Origin of the sequence: Kribbella koreensis (genome assembly GCF_039525325.1) — a bacterium.
GTDB classification, from domain to species: domain Bacteria; phylum Actinomycetota; class Actinomycetes; order Propionibacteriales; family Kribbellaceae; genus Kribbella; species Kribbella koreensis.
Window position 1 is genome coordinate 111,508 of record NZ_BAAAHK010000012.1, and the last position, 17,681, is coordinate 129,188.

Annotated in this window: 11 protein-coding genes; 10 read left to right on the plus strand and 1 reads right to left on the minus strand. The window is 67.4% G+C overall.

What is annotated here, in order from left to right; genetic code table 11:
* Positions 1 to 4 precede the first annotated feature (4 nt).
* The 3 genes from ABD116_RS23805 to ABD116_RS23815 all read left to right on the plus strand — a co-directional run bounded on the left by ABD116_RS23805 (position 5) and on the right by ABD116_RS23815 (position 5,057).
* A complete protein-coding gene (locus ABD116_RS23805; protein ID WP_343974236.1) occupies positions 5 to 3,412 on the plus strand; it encodes a sugar-binding protein in 3,408 nt (1,135 codons plus the stop codon).
* A 68-nt stretch (positions 3,413 to 3,480) separates the two neighbouring features.
* Positions 3,481 to 3,987 (plus strand): SigE family RNA polymerase sigma factor, encoded by a 507-nt coding sequence (locus ABD116_RS23810; RefSeq protein WP_343974239.1) that lies wholly within the window; start codon positions 3,481 to 3,483, stop codon positions 3,985 to 3,987.
* An 11-nt stretch (positions 3,988 to 3,998) separates the two neighbouring features.
* On the plus strand, positions 3,999 to 5,057 hold the full coding sequence (locus ABD116_RS23815) for a hypothetical protein (protein ID WP_343974242.1): 1,059 nt from the start codon (positions 3,999 to 4,001) through the stop codon (positions 5,055 to 5,057).
* A 258-nt stretch (positions 5,058 to 5,315) separates the two neighbouring features.
* Here ABD116_RS23815 and ABD116_RS23820 read toward each other — a convergent pair whose 3' ends face one another.
* On the minus strand, positions 5,316 to 6,347 hold the full coding sequence (locus tag ABD116_RS23820; RefSeq protein WP_343974245.1) for a helix-turn-helix domain-containing protein: 1,032 nt from the start codon (positions 6,345 to 6,347) through the stop codon (positions 5,316 to 5,318).
* Between the two features lie 257 nt (positions 6,348 to 6,604).
* Here ABD116_RS23820 and ABD116_RS23825 point away from each other — a divergent pair, with 257 nt between their 5' ends.
* The 7 genes from ABD116_RS23825 (at position 6,605) to ABD116_RS23855 (ending at position 17,671) form a co-directional block, all read left to right on the plus strand.
* Positions 6,605 to 7,966: an ABC transporter substrate-binding protein gene (locus ABD116_RS23825; RefSeq protein ID WP_343974248.1), complete on the plus strand. Its 1,362-nt coding sequence runs from the start codon at positions 6,605 to 6,607 to the stop codon at positions 7,964 to 7,966.
* A 49-nt stretch (positions 7,967 to 8,015) separates the two neighbouring features.
* Positions 8,016 to 8,948, plus strand: coding sequence for a carbohydrate ABC transporter permease (locus ABD116_RS23830; protein WP_343974251.1), 933 nt, complete (start codon positions 8,016 to 8,018; stop codon positions 8,946 to 8,948).
* Positions 8,945 to 9,760 carry a carbohydrate ABC transporter permease gene (locus ABD116_RS23835; protein ID WP_343974254.1) on the plus strand — a complete coding sequence of 272 codons (816 nt, stop codon included), beginning with the start codon at positions 8,945 to 8,947 and terminating at the stop codon, positions 9,758 to 9,760. Before ABD116_RS23830 ends, ABD116_RS23835 begins: the two co-directional genes overlap by 4 nt.
* Before the next feature lie 177 nt (positions 9,761 to 9,937).
* A complete protein-coding gene (locus tag ABD116_RS23840; RefSeq protein WP_343974257.1) occupies positions 9,938 to 10,507 on the plus strand; it encodes a hypothetical protein in 570 nt (189 codons plus the stop codon).
* Between the two features lie 173 nt (positions 10,508 to 10,680).
* Entirely contained in the window at positions 10,681 to 13,845 is a 3,165-nt protein-coding gene (locus tag ABD116_RS23845) for a family 43 glycosylhydrolase (RefSeq protein WP_343974260.1), read from the plus strand.
* A gap of 86 nt (positions 13,846 to 13,931) precedes the next feature.
* Positions 13,932 to 15,773: a heparinase II/III domain-containing protein gene (locus ABD116_RS23850; RefSeq protein ID WP_343974263.1), complete on the plus strand. Its 1,842-nt coding sequence runs from the start codon at positions 13,932 to 13,934 to the stop codon at positions 15,771 to 15,773.
* Positions 15,773 to 17,671, plus strand: coding sequence for a DUF2264 domain-containing protein (locus ABD116_RS23855; RefSeq protein WP_343974266.1), 1,899 nt, complete (start codon positions 15,773 to 15,775; stop codon positions 17,669 to 17,671). Before ABD116_RS23850 ends, ABD116_RS23855 begins: the two co-directional genes overlap by 1 nt.
* The last annotated feature ends 10 nt before the right edge of the window (positions 17,672 to 17,681 follow it).

Sequence of the window (17,681 nt, forward strand, 5' to 3'; positions counted from 1 at the left end):
CCCGATGAGGACCCGAACGAAGTTGCTCGCAGCAGTCACCGCCGGGGCGCTCCTGCTGCCGGCGCTGACTTCCTTGCCGGCGGCATCGGCGACACCGTCCAACGCGTTCGTGGTCAACACGGAGAGACTCGCGGGTGGTACCGGGGTGGCCGGCGTGCTGGATCTGACCGCCTACGGTGACCTCGACTGGGTCCATCCGGCTGGTACGGGTACCGAGCGCAAGGCCGGGGTCGCGCCGTCGATCACGGTCGACAACCTCGATCCGGCCGCTGCGCCGACCACCCTCGACGACAGCCCGCTGTCGTTCCGGTGGTCGGACGGGACCTCGACGGCATCGAGCACGGGGATCACCACGGGCGGGGTTTTCAACTCGGCCGGCGCGGCGGGCGGCTACCGGATCACGGTCGCGCCGGCGGATTCGGCCCGGCGGTTGGTGTTCGTGGGCGGGATCTGGCAAGCCCGTGGCACGGTCAGCGTCGCGGCGGCGGACGGGAGCGGTACGGCGTACACGACTCCGATCAGCGCCACCGACGCTGCGGTTGCCAAGCGCTACACGGTGACGATCCGGCCGGGGGAGGGCGTGGTCGTGACGGGCAAGTTCACCGAGAAGGTCCAGCCGGCCGGGAACGTGTCGCTGTCCGCGGTCGCGCTTTCGCGGGTCGCGTCGGCGGCCGGGCCGAGCTTCACGGCGACGGCGCCGCCGGTCTCGATGGATCTGACCGGTGAGGGGCCGAGCGACTGGCTGCATCTCGATGGCTCGACGATCAACCGCAGCTCCGGCGTACCGGCTGGGACGGCTCGGCTTGCTGTCGCGAACCGGCAGGCCGGCGCAGCGATCGGTGCGCAGAACGACAACCCGGTGACGTACTCATGGACCAACGGCACGCCGACCGGGGCCCAGGCGGGCACTCGGCAGGGCGGCATCTTCTTCGCCGATGGAGCCGACACGGGCGTGGATCTTGGCGGGTCGTACGGCTACGACCTCACGGTCCCGGCGGCGGCGAGCGGACGGACCGTACGGTTCGTGTCCGGCGCCTGGCGTGCGGCCGCGACCGTGTCCGTCTACCTCAACGGCGCTGCGACGCCGAGCTTCGTCAGTAGCGATCTGGTCAGTACCAACGACGCGGTCACCCGGCTGTACGAGCTCACCATCGCCGCCGGCGACTCGGCCCGGATCAGCGCGCAGCTGCTCCGCAAGACGCATGCCTCCGGCAACGTGACGCTGGCCGGCGTGACTCAGTCGGAGACGTCGGCCGATGGGTACCGTTCGCTCACCCGGACGCTGCTCGCCCGGGCCGCGTCGGCTGACTTCAACGCAGCCAGCGAGGCGGCGCAGCAGCAACTCGACGGCGAGATCACCTCGGCGACAGCGGTGATCGGGGATGCCTCAGCTCAACGGGACGAGCTGCGGCTGTCCTACCTGCTGCTCAAGGCTGCTTTCGACGAGGCTGGGGTGGCGGCGGCTGGAGCGGAGTACACGAACGTCACGAATCCGGGGCTCACCTCGTCGTTCGGATGGGAGGGCGACCTGAACGCGCCGATCGCCTTCATCGACGGGAGTTACAAGCTGCGGAGCCGGGGCGACGCGATGGTGACGTTCGGGGTGCCGAACATTCCCGGCAAGATCAAGTGGACGAACGCCGAGGGGTATCTGCCGGCGTTCATCAGTGAGTACGCCAAGGACGGGCTGCAGATCCAGGTCGAGAACTTCGCGGATCTGGTCGTGATCGGCGGGAACCGGTTCGAGGTCGCGTACTCGCGGATGACCGTCACGAACACGACCGCGGCTACCGCCCGGTTGCCGCGGGTGTCGGGCCTGTTGACGCCGCTCACCGCTACCGCCGCGTCGACGACGATCGGCGCGGGGGAGACCGTGGTGCGCGACTATGCGGTCGCCGCTGATCGGTTCGGGGCGAGCTACGACTGGCCGTCCGCGCTGCAGTTGCAGCAGGCGGGATCGTTCAGCAAGCACTACAAGGACATGCGGAAGTACTGGAACACGCGGCTGGCGGCGATCGCGCAGATCACCGACCTGCCGGATCAGCGGCTCGTCAACGCGTACAAGGCCGGCTACATCTACACGCTGATCATCCGGGACGACATCGACGGCGCGAAGCAGTTGCACGTCGGCGAGAACGGGTACGACGAGATGTTCGACCACGACACGATCGGCATCGTGGCGACGCTGCTGACGATCGGCGACTTCACCTACGCCCGCGACTATCTCGCCACGCTGCCGGCCCAGCTCCAGTACGACGACGCCAAGTGGAAGTACAGCTGGCCGTACGCGCTGTACCTGCAGCGGACCGGCGACAAGGCCTTCGTGCGCAGCCAGTTCGAGACGATCAAGAAGAACACCCACATGGTCGAGACGGACCGGATCGACGGCGGTACCGGCATCATCAAGCAGACCTTGGCGATCGACTCGCTCGGCTACTGGACGATCGACAACTGGTCGGCGCTGGCCGGGCTCACGACGTACCGGTACCTGGCCACGGCACTCGGTGAGACGGCTGAGGCGGCGTGGGCCAAGGCGGAGTACGACGATCTGCTGCGGGTCGCGACGGCCCGGATCACCCAGACGATGCAGGAGCACAACCTGGACTACATCCCGATCTCGATGGTCGAACCCAACGAGACCGGGCCGCGCAAGGATCCCCGGGACGCGAACTGGGCGTCGATGTTCCTGTTCGGCCGGTGGGCCTGGGACGGGTATCTGTTCGGCGCGGAGCAGAGCGGGGTGATGCTCGACAAGATCGACGACACCTACACGCACGGCTTCGACCGTCGCAAGGACATCTCGGACACCATCTACAACTTCGGCGGCTATCCGCACGGCTACTACTCGAGCGCGTACAACGCCGGGTACGGGAGCTCCGCGCTGCGGGGTGAGCAGTACCGCGATCTGGGGATCAAGGCGTACCAGTTCATGATCTCCAAGTCGCAGAGCGGGCCCTTCGGCTGGTGGGAAGGTGTCGGTTATCCGAGCGCGAACTCGCCGTGGGACATCGACCACGCGTTCGGCGGCGGTGGCTCGAACCAGCACATGTGGGGGCAGTCGACGGCGACCAAGGTGCTGTTCGACTCGCTGATCGCGGAGAAGTCCGATGGCACGCTGATCATCGGCCGCGGCGTACCGGGCGAATGGCTCGCCGGCCGCCAGAAGATCGCCGTCGACAACTACCCGACCTCCGACGGCAAACGCGCCGGCTTCCGGCTGACCACCAACGGCAAGTACCTGTCGCTCGAACTGACCGGCGCTTCCGCTACGGCGTACAGCATCGAACTCCCGGCGCTGCGCAACAACATCGCCACCGTCTCGATCAAGGGCGCCGTGGTCGACCAGTCCGCGGGCACCGTCGTCCTCCCGGCCGGCACGACCTACGCGACAATCACCTTGCAACGCCCCTGACCGCATCGGGTGCAACCTGAAGGAGCGGGCTTTCCGTCTTGGGGGAGACATGGAGAGCGGAGGCGAGGATGGCGGAGCGTGACAAGGCGTTCGTCGAGTTCGTGGAGGCGGCGAGTCCGTCGCTACGGAGGACGGCGTACCTGATCGGCGGCGACCGGCACAAGGCGGACGACGTCGTCCAGGAGACGCTCTACCGGCTGTACCTCGCCTGGCCGAAGGTGCAACGGGCCGGCAACCCGTTCGCCTACGCCCGCCGGACGCTGGTCAACGTCGCGTACGACGGTGGCCGGCGGCCCTGGCGCCGGGAGGTCACCAGCGCCGAGGTCCCGGAGCGCGCCGTCGAGAGCGGCGACTTCGCGACCGGGCACGCCGAGCGTGACGAAGTGCTCGAAGCGCTGCGAGCACTCGCGCCACGCCAGCGTGCCTGCGTCGTCCTGCGGTACTACGAGGACCTCTCGATCGAGCAGACCGCGGAGATCCTCGGCTGCTCGGAAGGCACGGTGAAAAGCCAGGCCGCGCGTGGCCTCGACACTCTCCGCAAGGCCATCGATCGGCGCCGGAGCCCGGCGCTGTGAAGGAGAACGAGATGGAAGACACCCGCGAGGTCAGCGCTGAACTACGCCGCCTGGCCGACGCCGAATCACTGGACCACTTCGACACCGCGACGGTCGTCACCCGGGGCCACCGCGGCCTGCGCCGCCGGCGTCTGCTGGGTGCCGGCGGTGCCGTCGCCGGCGTCGCCGCGGCAGCCCTCGCCGTCACCCTCATCCCGAATCCGGGCACCACCGGCAACAATCCCGGTGTGGCCGCGGCCGAGAACTCCCAGTTCAGCCCGGTCCCCGGCGTACCTCGTGGCGAGGACGGCGCCGCCCAGCGGATCTCCAAGCAGGAGGCCGAACGCCGCTGCGCGCTCCGGTACCCCGGCGCGAAGAAGCCGCTGATGAAGACGTCCGGCTTCCGGTCCGTGAGCTCGCGCGCCTACGCACTGAAGAACGGTTCCACGGGCCCCTTCTTCTGCATCATTCCCGGCGGGGACAAGCCGTCGGCCGCACTGGTGGCCGCCGCGAAGGCGGATCCGTTCCCGGACAACCCGGCCGGCCAGCTGCGCAACTGCTCGGTGAACGCCTGGGTCGACATGACCAACTGGCACATCCAGGTCTCCGACCGCTTGAGCCTGACCGAGAAGAACTACACCGGTTTCAGCGGCGCCCTGCTGATCGCGACCTCACCGTCCGGCAAGACAGTGATCGCCTGCCAGCTGCCGATCGACGAGATCCGGGGCGGCGGCTACGGCTGGGGCGTCACCGCCCTACGCCTCGGCGACCTGGGCACGGACTACCCGCGAGTCCCCTGGCCTGACGGCACCCGCGGCAAGGACATCGCCGCGATCCACCCCGCGGGCACCGATTGCCAAGGCACGGCCTGCGGCCGCTCGCTCCCGACCGGTTGGGGCCGGGCACCGGCCAACACCGCGAAGATCGTAGTACAGATCGGCTCCGGCCCGACCTACGAGGCGCCCCTCGCAGACGGCTGGTTCGCCTTCACCGCCCTGGACAAAACCCCCCACTCCGCCGCCGACCCCCTGAAGGTCAGGGCCTACGACCAAACCGGCAAGCTCCTCGCCAAGCTCTACCCCGAGAAGTGATCCAGCAGCCGGCCCGGGACCACCCGGGCCGGCCCCTTCTTCAAGACACTGACACCGTATCTGGTCCTCAGTACTCGCAAGCGGCACAGCGTCGGGGGCTGTCGGCCTAGTGGTATGCCTGGCCGCTGTGCTCCTCACCAGGGGCACTACTTCCCCGAGCAATACCGCCGACGTATCCGTCACCGCCAAGGCCAGCGGGCCCAGCTGGCCCACCTACGAGTCCATCGGCGGTGCCCTCCCATGGGCGACCACCCGCGGTCAACTGTGGGTGGTGGATGCCGTGGCTCGTGCGCGGAGGCCGAGGCTGAAGAGGTCTGCCTTCGGCTTTTGTGATGACTCGAGTTTGCGGTAGGCGGTCGGTGTGACCCCGACCTCGGCCAGGAACTGGCGGTTGAAGTTGGCCATGTTCCGGTAACCGCTCCGCTGGCCCACTTGGCCGATGGAGGCGTCGGTGGTGTCGAGAAGGCGGCGTGCGTGGGCGATGCGCAGCTTCTTGACCATCGCGCTGAAGGTCATGCCGGCGGCACTGCGGAAGTACTTGGAGAAGGTCGATTCGGACATGTGCGCAAGCCGGGCGGCGGTCGACAGCCGGATGTCGTCGGTGAGGTTTTCGAAGATGTACGCCAGACCCAGCTCGACGGCGTTCTGCGAATTGCCGTCGGCCGGCCGGCCGAGCCATTCGCTCGCGACGATCTCACGCTCGTCTCGAGGGGCTCGGGCGAAGATGCCCAGCAGACGGAAGAGGCCGGCGACCTGTTCGGCACCATCGCCGCGGACAACGTCGAGGATGGTCTCCGCGGCCTGCCAGGCGGTCGTTCCGTAGAAGACGATCCCTCGGGCCGATTGGGTCAGAACGTCGTCGAGCTCCTGGAGTTCCGGGATCAGCCGCATGCAGTCGCGGATCCACTCGTCGGTGAACTGGATGACCGCGTCGCGGTCGACTGCGATCTGTCCCGGAGGTAGCTCGCTGACCCAGTCGTGCGGCAGGAACGGGCCGATGAGGCTGACCTGGCCGGGGGCGAAGGTGCCGACGTGGTCGCCGGCGATGAAGCTGCCGTGGGTCTTGGTGATGAGGTGGATCTCGTATTCGGGGTGCGCGCCCCAGCCGCAGATCTCGCTGGGGAAGTCGTGGGTGAGGGCACGAAACGCGTGCTGGGGGTGCGGCGGGATCACCTCACGGCGGGGAGCAGGCAGGTCCGGAATGCCCGGGAGGCGGCCGGTCGGAAGCCGACCGATCTTGGTCGATGGGAACCCCGCGAGGCGACCGTGGGCAGTGCTCGTTGTTGGCATCGAAGTCCTCACCTCCACCGGCTGGGTCGTAGGTCAGACCGCGGTGACGCTCAAGTGTGTCACACCGACGCTCAGGCGTGAAGACCTTCGCTCAGATGAGCGGCCCGGGAGATGTTCAGGGATTCCGACCGTGCGGAGCGCTCGAATGAGCGGAAGAGAAAAGTATCGAAAGGCTGGCGAAGACGTCATTGTCCGGCCGACACCGACAGGGACACGCTGTCCGACATTCCGGCAACAAACTATCTAGGGAGTTAGGCATGCTCTGTTCGAAGCGCGCCTTGACCGCCGCAGCCGGCGTGGTGGCAACCGCGCTCGCCGTGGCGGCCTGCTCGTCGGGCAACGTATCCAGCGGCACCGCCGGCAACGGTGGCGACGGTAAGAACGTCACGCTCAACCTGGCTACCGTGAACAACGGCCAGATGAAGGACATGGAGAAGCTCAAGGGGGAGTACGAGACGGCGCACCCCGGCACCATGATCAACTTCCAGGTCATGGAAGAGGGAGACCTGCGCGCGGCGGTCACCGCCGACGTCGCCAGCAAGGCCGGCCAGTACGACATCGTCACGATCGGTGCGTACGAGACGCCCCAGTGGGGCGCCAACGGCTGGCTCGTCGACCTCACCGAACCGCTGAAGTCGGACGCCAACTACGACGTCGACGACCTGCTGCCGCCGGTGCGTGAGGCGATCTCCAACAGCGGCAAGCAGTATGCAGTGCCGTTCTACGGTGAGTCCTCGATCCTCATGTACAACAAGGACATCCTCGGCAAGGCCGGCGTCACTCTCTCTTCGAACCCGACTTGGCAGCAGGTCGCCGACGCGGCGAAGAAGGTGAACACCTCCACCAGGGCCGGAATCTGCATGCGCGGTAAGCCCGGCTGGGGTGATCTCTTCGCCCCGTTGACAACGGTGGTGCAGACCTTCGGGGGCAACTGGTACGACAACAACTGGAACGCCACGGTCGACTCGGCAGAGTGGAAGCAGGCAGTCACGTTCTACAAGACCCTGCTCGACACCTCCGGTGAGAAAGACCCGGTCTCCTACTCCTTCAACGAGTGCCTGACCGCTCTCAAAGAGGGCAAGGCGGCCATGTGGGCCGACGCCTCGGTAGCGGCTTCGATGCTCGAGGCGGACGACTCCCCGGTGAAGGGAAAGATGGGCTACGCCCACATGCCGGTCGAGAAGACCAAGGAGTCGGGCTGGCTGTGGAGCTGGAACCTCGCGATCCCTGCCACCACGAAGAGCAAGGACGCCGCGATCGACTTCGTGAAATGGGCTACGAGCAAGGACTACCACAAGCTCGTCGGCGAGAAGCTGGGCTGGTCCCTCGTTCCGCCGGGGACGCGCCAGTCGACGTACGACCTGCCGGAGTACAAGAAGGCCGCTGCGGCCTACGCGCAGATCACCTTGGACGCCATGACCTCGGTCAAGCCCCAGCAGCCAGGGGTGAATCCGCAGCCGTGGGTCGGTATCCAGTACGTCTCCATCCCCGAGTTCCAGGACGTCGGCAACCAGTGTGCGCAACTCATCGCGAACTACCTGGCCAACCGTGGCTCGGTCGACGATGCCCTCGGCAAGTGTCAGAGCCTTGCGAAGAAGGCCGGCGAGGCGCACAAGTAGCGACCGTCGCCTCCGCGTCCGCAACCCCACCAATCAGGAAAGTCCCCTCATGGCTGTCACCGAACTCGACACCGTCGACGCCGCGACGGCGAGCGACCCGCGTCGGGTCAGGAGCAATGACGTCTGGACCGCGCGGTGGCTGCTGCTGCCGGCGGTGCTGTTCCTCATTCTGCTGACCCAGGTCCCGTTCCTCGTCACCGTCGGCTACTCGACGATCAAGTGGAACCTGCTCTACCCGGCGGATCGTGGCTTCACCGGTTTCAGGAACTACCTCTCGGCACTGTCGTCGGGCGACCTGTGGCCGTCCGTCGTCGCCACCGTCGTGATCACCGCGCTGGCCGTGGTGCTGTCGCTACTGTTGGGACTCCTGTTCGCGCTGCTGCTCGACCGCAACTTCCGCGGCCGGGCGGTAGCGCGAACTCTGATGATCACGCCGTTTCTCATCATGCCCGCGGCTTCGGCACTGATCTGGAAGTACTCGATGTTCGACACCAACATCGGCATGCTCAACTGGCTCTCGCGGACGCTGCACCTGCCGGTCGTCTCGTGGAGTACCGAGCATCCCCTGATGGCGGTCGTCATCGTGCTGACGTGGCAGTTCACCCCGTTCATGATGCTGATCCTGCTGGCCGGCCTGCAGGGCCAGGACCGCGGCGTCCTCGAGGCGGCGCAGGTCGACGGCGCCGGCTCGTGGCGCACCTTCACCTGGATCACGTTGCCGCACCTGCGGATGTACGTGGAGATCGGCGTCCTGCTCGGCGCGGTCATCATCATCCAGGTCTTCGACCCGATCGCGATCCTGACCAAGGGCACCGGCGGCACCAAGACGCTTGCGTATCTGCTGTACGAGCGGGCGTTCATCGGGCTCGACGTCGGCCAGGCCGCGGCGTACGGCGTGATCACCGTCGTACTGACCATCATCGTGGCGACCGTCGCGCTGCGGACCCTGTTCAAAGTGTTCATGGCCGGAGGAAGCCGATGAGTCGCACTGTCAAGACAAGCCTGGTGACCGCTCTCACCTGGGTGCTCGTCCTGCTCTTCTTCTTCCCCGTCTTCTGGATGGTCATCAACGGCTTCAAGCCGGAGTCGATTGCGTCGTCGATCAATCCCAGAGTGTTCTTCAAGCCGGTGACCACCGGCTACCAGTTGGCGATGGACCGTGGGATGCAGGGGTACCTGATCAACTCCCTCACGGCCGCGGTGACAGCGACCGTCATCTCGGTGGTCCTGGCCATCCCGGCGGCGTACGCCCTGAGCATCCGCCGGGTGAAGAACGTCCAAGGGGCGTTGTCGTTCTTCATCTCGACGCGGTTCATGCCGATGGCCGCGGTCGTCCTGCCGCTGTACATGATCCTCAAGAGCTTCGGCCTGCTCGACAACATCTACATGCTGGCCATCGTCTACGGTGCGGTGAACCTGCCGGTGACGGTGTGGATGATGCGGTCGTTCTTCCTCGAGGTGCCGTTCGAGATCGTCGAGGCGGCGCGGGTCGACGGGGCCGGGTTGTTCCATGAGATCGTGCGGGTCGTCCTGCCGCTCGTGCTGCCGGGCGTCGCGGCCGCGGCTCTGATCAGCTTCATCTTCAGCTGGAACGAGTACTTCTTCGCCACCCTTCTGACGAGCAACGCTGCGCGGACCACTCCGCCGTTCCTTGGCAGCTTCGTCGACGGGAGGGGCCAGTTCCTCGCCGTCCTGTCGGCGGCGGCGACGATCGCCGCACTGCCGGTGATCCTGGCCGGCTGGATCGCGCAGAAACAGCTCGTCCGTGGGCTGTCGATGGGGGCCATCAAATAGCGCCCTGACGACGATGCGGACAGGGCGGCTGACCATGCTGCGGTGGTCTCGTGCTCCGGGCCCAGGCAGACGGCCTGCCGATCAGCCGGCCCGGAGTCTGCGGGACTGGGCGGTGCGCCGCCGGTTCGTACATGTTCACGGAACGAGCGAGGGCCCGGGCCGTGCAGTCCGTGCGATATGGGCGCAGGGTCGAGGACGACCCCGCCTCCGAGCCCGACTGTCAGCGCTCGGACCTATACGAGCCACGCCTTCTCGATACCGCTCATCGCCACGCTGCCCGATGACCTCAAGGTCGAGGCGGATCCGGACAGCGCCACGCTGCTGAGTTGGGACTCGAATCTCGCCGAGAACAACAAGGTCCGCTTCGTGCTGCCGGTCAACTTGTACAAGCCGAAACAGCTCAAGCCGGCCGCGCCTCCTCAGGACTACCTGACCTACCTTCGGGGACTCACCGCGCAAGGCGCGACATTTACGGACGAGGTGACGACAACCGTCGACGGCCACAACGCAACCGTCATGACGGGCGATGCCGCGGGGCCGCTCGACGGGGTCCTCGGGTGCCCGGAGGCCAACATGCCGGCCGACGACTGTTTCGGACTCCAGCCTGATCTCACCCTGCGCATCGCCGTGATCGACGTCAGCGGGAAGACCTTGCTCGCGTGGGCTCGGGCGGAGAAGGGCGCCGTCGACGTGGCGACCTTCTTCACCGAGTTCGAGACGATGCTCAAGGGAGTGAAATTCACCTGACGACGACATGAACCAGTCGGGGTCCGATCTTCAGGATCTGGTCACCCGTGCTGCGTGCCATCGCCGTTTGCCGCGAAGGCGCTGCTGTGTCGATGGCGACTGCTCTTGACGGACCGTGTTGGCCTGGTCAGACTATCGGGACTGTTAGCGCTAACAATCCTGGTGAGGTTGCGATGCAGATCAGTATGCGCTCGTTCCTGGTGGTCGCCGCGGCGCTCTTCGCCGTGCTTGGTGGGCAGATCGTGCCGGCGACAGCAGTCGCCGGCGTCACGTTGACCGACCAGGTGAAGGCTGACGACGCCGCGGCGGCGCTGGCCGTCGTGCACGCCGACGATGTTCGCGGCAACCTGAGCTTGCCGGCGGTTGGTGAGCACGGCGCCGCGGTCAGTTGGGTGTCATCGGCCCCGGCGGTGGTCGACAGCGGCGGCGTGGTCCACCGGCCCGCGCACGGAAGTGGCGATGCCGGCGTCACGCTCACCGCCACGACCGAGGTCGGAATGGCCGAGGCCAGCCGGGAGATCGGCCTCACCGTGCGCGAACTCCCGGCGGCCGAGCCGTACACCGGATATGCGTTCAGCTATTTCACCGGCAACTCGATCGCCGGGGAGAAGATCTACTTCGCCGCCAGCCGTGGCAACACGGCACTCAAGTGGGACGAGCTCAACAACGGCCGGCCCGTGCTCGAGTCCATCAAGGGCACTCTCGGTCTGCGGGACCCGTTCCTGATCCGCTCGCCTGAGGGTGACCGGTTCTTCCTGATCGCGACCGACCTGTCCATCGGCCGCAACGGTGACTGGGATGCCGCGCAACGCCAGGGAAGCCGCTATCTGGAGGTCTGGGAGTCCACCGACCTGGTGACCTGGTCGGAGCAGCGCCATGTCCTGGTATCGCCCGAGACAGCCGGCAACACCTGGGCGCCCGAGGCCTACTGGGATGACGAACTTCAGTCCTACGTCGTGTTCTGGGCGTCGAAGCTGTACGCCGCCGACGATCCGGGACACACCGGTTCGACGTACAACCGGATGCTCTATGCAACGACTCGCGACTTCCGGACCTTCAGCGCGCCGGCCATCTGGCAGGACCGGGGCGAGTCGCGGATCGACTCGACGGTGATCAAGGAGAACGGCGCGTACTACCGCTTCACCAAGGACGAGGGTGGCGGCGGCACCGGCTGCTCGGACATCATCCAGGAGAAGTCCTCGTCGCTGACCGCGGTCGACCTGCCCGGCCAACCGGCGTGGGCGATGCAGGACTCGTGCATCGGCCGCGACGCCGGTACGTCCGCGGTCGAAGGACCGACCGTCTTCAAGTCCAACCCGGGCGACACGTCCGGCTCCAGGTACAACCTCTTCGTCGACGAGTACGGCGGCCGCGGGTACATCCCGCTCGGCACGAATGATCTCGAGGCGCCGAACTGGCAGGTGCCGGCGACGTACTCGCTGCCGGCCAGCCCGCGCCATGGCACGGTGCTCCCAGTGACCCAGGCCGAGCTCGACCGGCTGCGTAACGGTCTGGTGCTGCCACCTCCGGTGAAGGCGGATGCGAACGGGCTGGTCGCGCACTATCCGTTGAACCAGACCACCGGCGGTACGGCGACCGACGTCACCGGTCACGGGTACGACGGTGTCGTCACCGGTGACGCGTCCTGGGCCGACGGTGCACTCGACCTCGGGGGCACAAATGGTCACGTGAAGCTGCCCGACAACCTGATGACCGGACTCGACGCGATCACCGTCTCGGCCGATGTCTGGATCGATGCCGGCCAGGCGACGCCGTACTTCATCTGGGGACTCGGCAACACCGCGAGCGATATCGGCAACGGCTACCTGTTCACCACCGGCGACGCCTACCGAACGTCGATTGCCACCGGCAACTGGTCGACCGAGCAGACAGCCACCTCGGGCAGCCCCGTACCGCGTGGTGTCTGGAAGGCGCTCACCTACACCCTGACCCCCGACGGCATCGCGACGATCTACCTCGACGGCGTGCAGGTCGGCCGGAAGGCCGGTGTCACGATCGACCCTGGAGATATCGGCGGCGGCCGTACGACGGCCAACTACATCGGGCGTTCGACGTACACCTCTGACAAGTACCTGAAAGGCAAAGTGCGCGACTTCAGGCTGTACAACCGGGCCTTGTCAGCCGGTGAGGTAAGCGACCAGGACGCCGACCCGAGAGCGGTCATCGGCGTCGAGTTGGCGAGTCTGAAGGTGCCGGCGATCATCGACGACGCCTCCTCGACCATCACCCTGCCGGTTGTCCCCGGCACCGATCTGAAGAAGCTGGCGCCGGTACTGAAGGTCGTCTCCACCTCCAAGGTGTCGCCGGCCGGGCGGGTCAACCTCTCGAAGCCCAGGACCTACACCGTGACCGCCCAGGACGGAACCGAACGGGCGTGGACGGTCAAGGCCGTCGAGATGCGATCGCCGGTGCTGCCGGGGTACAACGCCGATCCGAACATCGCCCGGTTCGGCGACACCTACTACCTCTACGTGACGACCGACGGAACCGCCGGCTGGGGCGGCAAGGACTTCTACGTCTGGAAGTCGAAGAACCTGGTGGACTGGCAGCGATCGGCCAAGCCCTTCCTGACGCTCGACGGCGCGAACGGCACCGTGCCCTGGGCGAGCGGCAACGCCTGGGCGCCGACCATCATCGAACGGGCCGGCAAGTACTACTTCTACTTCTCCGGGCACAACCCGGCCTACAACCGCAAGACGATCGGCGTCGCGGTGGCGAACAGCCCCGAGGGCCCGTTCACCGCGCAGCCGGCCGCGATGATCCTCAACAACGAGGCGGTCACGTCCGGCCAGGCGATCGATCCGGCCGCGTTCCGCGATCCGGTGACCGGGCGGTACTACCTGTTCTGGGGCAACGGTTCGCCGGTGTACGCCGAGCTGAGCGACGACATGCTGACGATCAAGCCGGAGACACTGAAGCCGATCAGCGGGCTGACGAGTTTCCGCGAGGGGTCCTTCGTCAACTACCGCAAGGGGACGTACTACCTGACGTACTCGATCGACGACACCGGTTCGCCCGACTATCGGGTGGGCTACGCGACGGCGAGCAGCGTCAACGGACCGTGGACCTACCGTGGCGTCATCCTCGAGAAGGATCCGGCGCAGGGCATTCTGGCGACCGGCCATCAGTCGATCATCCAGGTACCGGGCACGGACGACTGGTACATCGCGTACCACCGCTTCGGTATGCCCGGTGGTGACGGTACCCATCGCGAGACCACGATCGACCGCCTGTACTTCGCCGCCGACGGCACGATCACGAAGGTCAAGCCGACCCTGAGCAGCGTCGCCCCACTCCGGATCCATCCCCATCGCTGAACCGGGGGAGGTTCCGGATCGTTGCGGATCTGTACGAATGTGATCGCTGTCTGGTGGCCTGCCGAGGCACGCGGGAGCATGGCCGGATGACCCTTGCCGAGCGCTGGCACGCACTCGACCCGGCGACCAAGAGGGAGGCTCTCGACCTGGCACGGGATCGTGCAGGTGTCCCCGACCTCGGGCAGCGCGGGGTCTGGGAATCACGGCCCCCGACTGCCTCGGCCGCGGTGCTGGACCGTGCCGCGGGGGATCGTTCGCGGCCGTGGCCCCGGCTGCTGCTGTCGGACTTCGCCCGGTACTGGCGTGACGGCGTACGGACGGCGTACGAAGGTCCGGCGGGGGAGTTGCGGCAGCGAACCAGTACGGCGGTGCTCGCGGCTGTCCTGACCGGAGACCAGCAGGATGTCGACGAGGCCGCCGACGGACTGTTGCTGCTCTGCGAGCAGACGACCTGGTGCTGGGCAGCTCACGAGTCGTTCGCGGCAGCGCGAGGAGAGGTCGTGGCGGATCCCGGTACGCCGTACCTCGATCTGGGCGCCGCCGAGACCGTGGAGATCCTGGCGTGGGCCGATCTCGTGCTCGGCCCGGCACTGGATGCACGCGTGCCGGGTCTTCGCCGACGCCTGCGGGAGGAGGCCGAGCGGCGGGTACTGCGGCCGTTCGTCGAGGACCGTCGCTGGCACTGGCTCGGACTCGACGGTCACCTGCACAACTGGAACCCGTGGATTCACGGGCATGTACTGGTCGCCGCGCTGTTCCTGGAGACCGATCCGGTACGCCGTACGCAGGTGGTCGAGCTCGTCGTCGACGGTCTCGACCGCTACCTCCGCGCGCTCCCGGCCGACGGCGGGTGCGATGAGGGCTACGCATACTGGTGGAACGGGCCGGCGCGACTTGCCGCCGCGCTGGAGCTCCTCGACCGGATCACCCTCGGCGCCTTCGATCCTTGGCAGTGCGCGCCGCTAGAGGAACTGGCCCGGTACCCCCAGCGGATGACGTTGGGCTCCGGCTGGTTCGTGAACGTCGGCGACGGACCGGCCAGGCCCGCACCTGACCAGCCGTGGGACGTGTTGCACCGCTGGGGCCGCCGGATCGGTGACGGGGACGTCATGGCCCAGGCGGCGGCACACCGTGAGGCGCTGGGGTTCGTCGCCGGTCTGGGACGAGCGTTGGTCGCACTCGCCGACGACGACTGGTGGCGGGCGACCGCCGTACCGCTGCCGTTGCCTCGATCGAGTTGGCTGCCCGAGGTGCAGTTGCTGGTAGCCCGGCAAGACGGCGGCTCCACCGCGGGCTGGGCGCTGGCCGTGAAGGGCGGGCACAACGACGAGAACCACAATCACAACGATGTCGGCTCGTTCGTCGCCGCACTCGACGCGACGCCGGTGCTGGTGGACCTGGGGCAGTCGACGTACACGGCGATCTCGTTCTCCGATCGCCGGTACGAGCAGTGGGTGGTCCGCAGCGAGTGGCACAACGTCCCCGTCGTCAACGGTCGCGAACAGCAAGCAGGTCGGCAGTGGCGGGCGACAGACTTCGCCGTCCACAGTCCTGGCGATACCGACCGGGCCGAGCTCGATCTGTCGGGCGCCTATCCCGGCGGGAACCTGCGCCGGACGGCGACCTTGGACCGGATCGGTCAGACCGTCCGCATCGTCGACACGTGGCCGCGGGGGACCGAGATCGCCGAGCACTTCGTGATCGCCGGACGACCTGTTGCTCACCAGCCCGGCCGCCTCGTGGTCGAGACCCTTGGCTGCAGCGTCGCGGAGCTGCGGTGGGATGCCGGCCTCGGCACCGGTCGGCTGGAGCAGCGATCCGTCGACGACGAACTGCTCCAGCGGGTCTGGGGATCGGCCGTCCACCGCCTGATCCTTGCAGCGGGCAACAATCATTTCGAACTCACCCTGACCCGAGGACCTCGCTGATGAACGACGCCCGCTTCACCGGCCTCAGCCGCGACTCCTGGGCGGCGGTCGCCGACCACCTGCTGCTCTCGCTGCGTGGCTGGGCCTCGCCCGGGCACGCCCGGATCGACCTGCCTGGACAACAGAGTGCGTATGGACCCGCCAGCGACTCCTTGGAGGCCTTCGCCCGGTCTTTCCTGCTGGCAGCGATCCGGCTGAAAGGTGACGATGGCAACGACCCACACGATCTCGCCGGGTGGTACGCCGAGGGCCTGCGGGCCGGGACCGATCCGAGGTCACCGCACGCCTGGCCGCGCCCGGACCAGCTCGGGCAGGCCAAGGTCGAGGCCTGCTCGATCGCGCTCGGGCTGCAGCTGAGCAGGCAGTGGTTGTGGGACCGGCTCGACGACCGTGATCGCGAGCAGATCGTCGCCTGGCTGGCGACCGTGGTCGGCGAGAAGTATCCACCGATCAACTGGGTCTGGTTCCAGATCGTCGTGGAGACGTTCCTCAAGTCGGTCGGCGGACCGTGGTCCCGCGACGACATCGACAGCGGCCTCGCGGTGCACGAGTCGTTGTATCGCGGACACGGCTGGTACGCCGACGGCCCGGAGCGCGCGTTTGACCACTACAACGGCTGGGCGCTGCATGTCTATCCGTTGCTGTGGGCATCGATGGACGCCGGGTTGTGTGATCCCGCGCTGGTGACCCGATGGCGCGAACGGCTGACGGCCTTCCTGGATTCGGCGGTCCACCTGGTCGGCGGCAACGGCGCACCGCTGATCCAGGGCCGGAGCCTGACCTACCGGTTCGCCGCCGCCGCGCCGTTCTGGATCGGTGCGATCACCGGTGCCACCGATCTCGCCCCTGGCCTGCTGCGGCGGACGACGTCGGGAATGCTGAAGTACTTCCTCGACCACGGCGCCCCCGATCGGCGCGGTCTGCTCACCCTCGGCTGGCACGGCGAATGGCCGGCGATCGCCCAGTCGTACTCCGGACCGGGATCGCCGTACTGGGCGGTGAAAGGCATGCTCGGGCTGATGCTGCCGGCGAGCCATCCGGTCTGGACCGCGGCCGAGGAGCCCTTGCCTGTCGAGCGTTCCGACTTCGTCCGCGAACTCGCAGAGCCCGGCTGGCTGATCAGCGGAACCCGGGCCGACGGGATCGTCCGCGTCGTCAACCACGGCACCGACCACTCGGTCCCGGGCGACGAACGCGCCGACTCACCGTTGTACGCCCGGCTGGGGTATTCGACCCACACCATGCCACCGCTGAGTACGCCGTACTGGGCGCAACCGCTCGAGAACAGCGTCAGCATCGTGCACCCCGAGCTCGGCCGGTCGCATCGCAACGGCTTCACGACGACCGGTTCGAACGCATCGATCGCGGTGACGCACTGGGTGCGGACGACCGATGACACCGGACCGGAGCACGGATCGGGCCGCGGCGGAGCGGTCGTCACCGGGCCGACGGTCGCGATGGTGTCCTCGCTGCGCGGAAGCCACGAAGTGCGGGCCGCACGCATCGATCCGGACGCAGTCGTCGAGCCCGGCCTGCTGCTCGAGATGTCCGGCTGGCCGCTCACTTCCGACACCCCGCCGTCGGCCGTACTCGAAGCGCGGGCCGACGTCCGTGCCGCCGAGTTGCTGTCCTCCGTCGAAGGCCGCATCGGCTTCGACGCGGTCGACGTCCGCCGATCCGACGAATCGGAGGCCCTGGGCAACCACACCGCGATACCCGTCGTGCGCGCGGCCGCCGTACCGGGTCAGATCTTAGTGGCCATCGTCTCCCTGTCCGGCGGTCGCCCCGAGCCTGTTCCGAGCCTTGCGGTGGATGGCGGCTGTATCCGGGTCACCTGGTCGGACGGCATCGACGAGATCTTGTGCGAATTTCGTTCGCGCCCCTGTTCGGCGTGCTGACAGACTTGCC